At 68.2% G+C, this 3,812-nt stretch carries 5 protein-coding genes; 3 read left to right on the top strand and 2 right to left on the bottom strand.

Annotation, left to right across the window (positions count from 1 at the left end; all coding sequences use genetic code 11):
* The 3 genes from gmd to ACPYOM_RS21195 all read left to right on the top strand — a co-directional run.
* On the top strand, window positions 1–987 hold a 987-nt coding region (gmd, locus tag ACPYOM_RS21205; protein ID WP_481347471.1), incomplete at its 5' end, for a GDP-mannose 4,6-dehydratase.
* A complete protein-coding gene (locus ACPYOM_RS21200; protein WP_481347470.1) occupies window positions 980–1,768 on the top strand; it encodes a glycosyltransferase in 789 nt (262 codons plus the stop codon). The genes gmd and ACPYOM_RS21200, both read left to right, overlap by 8 nt.
* Window positions 1,765–2,724 (top strand): GDP-L-fucose synthase family protein, encoded by a 960-nt coding sequence (locus ACPYOM_RS21195; RefSeq protein WP_481347469.1) that lies wholly within the window; start codon window positions 1,765–1,767, stop codon window positions 2,722–2,724. Before ACPYOM_RS21200 ends, ACPYOM_RS21195 begins: the two co-directional genes overlap by 4 nt.
* 26 nt (window positions 2,725–2,750) lie before the next feature.
* Here the strand turns inward: ACPYOM_RS21195 and ACPYOM_RS21190 are convergent, their stop codons facing one another.
* Both ACPYOM_RS21190 and ACPYOM_RS21185 read right to left on the bottom strand, forming a co-directional pair.
* The gene (locus tag ACPYOM_RS21190) at window positions 2,751–3,128 is read right to left on the bottom strand and encodes a DUF2304 domain-containing protein (protein ID WP_481347468.1); all 378 of its coding nucleotides are present in this window, start codon (window positions 3,126–3,128) and stop codon (window positions 2,751–2,753) included.
* A partial coding sequence (locus ACPYOM_RS21185; RefSeq protein WP_481347467.1) for a glycosyltransferase family 2 protein occupies window positions 3,125–3,812 on the bottom strand: 688 nt, incomplete at its 5' end. The genes ACPYOM_RS21190 and ACPYOM_RS21185, both read right to left, overlap by 4 nt.

Raw genomic sequence — 3,812 nt, 5'->3', positions numbered from 1 at the left:
GGCCAGGACGGCTCCTATCTCGCGGAGCTTCTGCTGTCGAAGGGGTATGAGGTCCACGGCCTCATCCGACGCGCGTCCACGTTCAACACATCGCGCATCGACCACCTCTATGTCGACCCCCACGAGTCCGAGGCGAAGCTCTTCCTGCACTACGGCGACATCACCGACGGGTCACGCCTGGTGACACTGCTCGCACAGGTTCGTCCCGACGAGGTCTACCACCTGGCCGCCCAGTCTCACGTGCGGGTCAGCTTCGACGAGCCCGAGTACACCGGTGACACGACCGGCCTCGGCACGATCCGGCTGCTCGAGGCGATTCGCATGATCGGCCTTCAGTGCCGCTTCTACCAAGCGTCGAGCTCGGAGATGTTCGGCGCCGCCCCTCCGCCGCAGAACGAGGAGACGCCCTTCTACCCGCGCAGCCCGTACGGGGCGGCGAAGGTCTACAGCTACTGGGTCACCCGCAACTACCGCGAGGCCTACGGGATGTTCGCCGTCAACGGCATCCTCTTCAACCACGAGAGCCCCCGCCGCGGTGAGACCTTCGTGACGCGCAAGGTCACCCGGGCCGTCGCGCGCATCAAGGCCGGGCTGCAGGACGAGCTCTACCTCGGCAACCTGGACGCAGTGCGCGACTGGGGCTACTCGCCGGAGTTCGTCGAGGCGATGTGGCTCATGCTCCAGCACGACGAGCCGCGCGACTATGTCGTGGCGACCGGGAGCGCGTACTCCGTGCGTGACTTCGTTCAGTTCGCGTTCGACCATGCAGATCTGGACTGGGAGAAGTACGTCCGCTTCGACGAGCGCTACCTTCGCCCGACCGAGGTCGACGCGCTCATCGGCGACGCGTCGGCCGCTGAGGCGACGCTCGGCTGGGTCCCGAAGGTCCACACTCCCGACCTCGCTCGCATCATGGTCGACGCCGATGTGGAGGCACTCCAGACCGAAGGGTCCCCGTGGGTCCACCGGGCGTGGGCGCATGACTGACGGCCGTTCGGTGCTCGCGGTCGTCCCGACCTTAGGCGAACGGGTCGACACCCTGGGTCCTGCGCTCGCCAGCGTGCGTGCCCAGGAGGGAGTCGACACGACGCTCGTCGTGATCGTCCCACCGACCGCGGATGAGGCGCGACGCATCGCGTCGGACTATGGCGCCGTGATCGTCGACGACCCCAGACGCGGGCTGTCCGCCGCCGTGAACGTCGGCATCGCGGCTGCCAACGGCGAGCGGTACTTCTCGTGGATCGGTGACGACGACGAGCTGCACCCGGGCGGCCTGCGCACGCTGGTCGACATGCTGGAGGCCGATGAAGGCGCCGTCGTCGCATTCGGTGCGTGCGACTACATGGACGACCGGGGGCAGGTGTTCGCCGTCAGTCGCGCCGGCAGGTGGGCCAGACGCGTGTTGGCGTGGGGACCGGACCTCATTCCGCAACCGGCCTCGCTCACCCGGTTGTCGGCGATGCGGTCTGTCGGGCCGTACGACGAGGGCCTGCGTTTCGTGATGGACCTCGACATGTTCCTGCGCCTGCGTGGTCTGGGTCGTTTCGTCAGCACCCAGGAGCGCGTCGCCAAGTATCGGTGGCACCCCGACGCTCTCACGGTCGCCAACCGCGACGTGTCGATCTCCGAGGGCGACTCCGTCCGGAGACGGCACCTCCCCAGCGCCGTCCGACCATTCGCCTTCGTGTGGGAGCGGCCGGTGCGGCTGGCGATCAACGTCGTCTCGGACCAGCTGTCGCGGCGGGCCCGCCGGAAGCGGCAGGCGTGAGCGGCGGCGACGGCGGAGCGCTTGACCGGGACGCGACGTTCTACGTCGCGGGCCATCGCGGTCTGGCCGGATCCGCCGTGTGGCGCCGGTTGGAACGCGACGGCTTCACAGATCTAGTGGGGCGCACCTCCGGCGAGCTCGATCTTCGTGATCGCGAAGCCGTGCTCGCCTTCTTCGAGCATGCGCGGCCGAGGTACGTCGTCATGGCCGCGGCCCGCGTGGGCGGCATCCTCGCGAACAGCACCCACCCGGTGGAGTTCCTGTCGGACAACGTCCGCATGCAGGTCAACGTCCTGGACGCCGCCCACGCGAGCGGTGTCGAGCGGTTGCTCTTCCTCGGATCGTCGTGCATCTACCCCAAGTTCGCCGAACAGCCGATTGCGGAGTCCTCCCTGCTCACCGGCTCGCTGGAGCCGACGAACGACGCGTATGCCATCGCGAAGATCGCCGGGATCATGCACATTCAGGCCATGCGTCGTGAGTACGGGCACCGATGGATCAGCGCCATGCCGACCAACCTCTACGGGCCGGGTGACAACTACGACCCGGAAACTTCGCACGTCCTCGCCGCCTTGATCCGGCGGTTCCACGAGGCCGTCCAGAACAACGCGTCGTCGGTGACGAACTGGGGCACCGGCTCACCGCTTCGCGAGTTCCTCCACGTGGACGACCTCGCCTCGGCAGTCGTCCACCTTCTCGAGACCTACGACGAGCCGGCTCCCATCAACGTCGGTACCGGACGCGATCTCACCGTCCGTGAGCTAGCCGATCTCGTTGCCCAGACCGTCGGGTTCGAGGGCCGCATCACCTGGGACACGAGCAAGCCGGATGGCACGCCGCGCAAGCTGCTCGACGTTTCGCGCCTCCAGGCGCTGGGTTGGCACGCCCGGATCCCTTTGCGCGACGGACTGGCCCAGACCTACGCCGCGTACGTCGAATCCCTGCGGACCCACTGACAGCTTCGCCTCTCAGCGTGCTGCGGTCAGTCGCGAGAGGCGGGAGTATCAGATGCCGCCGGGTGCCGCTTCGACTCGGCCTCCAGCCTCTGCAGCGCCGACTCCTCCGCGACGCGAAGCAGCTTCTTCTCGAGGCGTCCGACCTCCGCGGTCAGCTGGATCAGGATGAGCAGCAGGCCCACGAAGCCGATGAAGAAGAGCAGGTTCAGCGGTATGGCCACACCCGTGACCCGGGCTGCCCAGTCCAGGAAACCCGGTGCCAGGGCCATCAGGGTCGTGACGAGGCCTACAACCGTCCACGTGGCTGCGAAGCGCCCACGGATGTAGCGGCGCCGGACCATCTCGAAGATGGTGAGGACGATGACGGCCGCGCCCGCCAGGGCGAAGCCGAAGCCGCCGGTCATCGCACGGCTCCCGTCAGGACCGGCAGAGGTCGGACGAGCCCCAGGAAGATGGTGGCCACGGCACGGCCCGCGTACCCCATCGACGACAGCGTGCTCTGGCTCGGCGTCCCGCCGAGGCGTTGACGCATCGACACGGGCACCTCCACGACCCGCAAGCCTGCGCGCCGTGCAAGGACGAGCGACTCGACGGTGTCGCCGAGATACTCGCAGGGATAGTGCTGCGCGAAGAGCTCGACCGCTGTGCGCGAGAAGGCCCGGAACCCCGAGGTGGAGTCGGTCAGCGGCGCTCGGACGACGCGGCTCATGAGCCCCGCGACGACGCGCATAGAGGCGAAACGCAGCGCGTGCAGCTGGTACTCCTGACCCGAGGCGAACCTGCTGCCGATGACGACATCGGCCGTGTGCGTCGCCGCCACGAGGGCCAGTGCCTGCCCGGCGACGTGCTGTCCGTCGGCATCGACCTGCACGACGACGTCGTACCCGTGCTGGGACGCATACCGGAATCCGGTGCGCATCGCGCCACCCACCCCGACGTTGAACGGGTGGGAGGCGACCTGCACGGGAAACCGGCGTGCGATGGCGGCGGTGTCGTCGCGCGAGCCGTCGTCGACGACGAGCACGTCCGCGTCAGGGAGACTCTCGAGCACCTCGGCCAGCACGACGGCGATCGAGGCGCTCTCGTTG

It is taken from the genome of Monashia sp. HAY1-2A (assembly GCF_056755315.1).
Note: the sequence above shows the minus strand (reverse complement) of the source record. Positions and strands in the feature narration are given on the sequence as shown.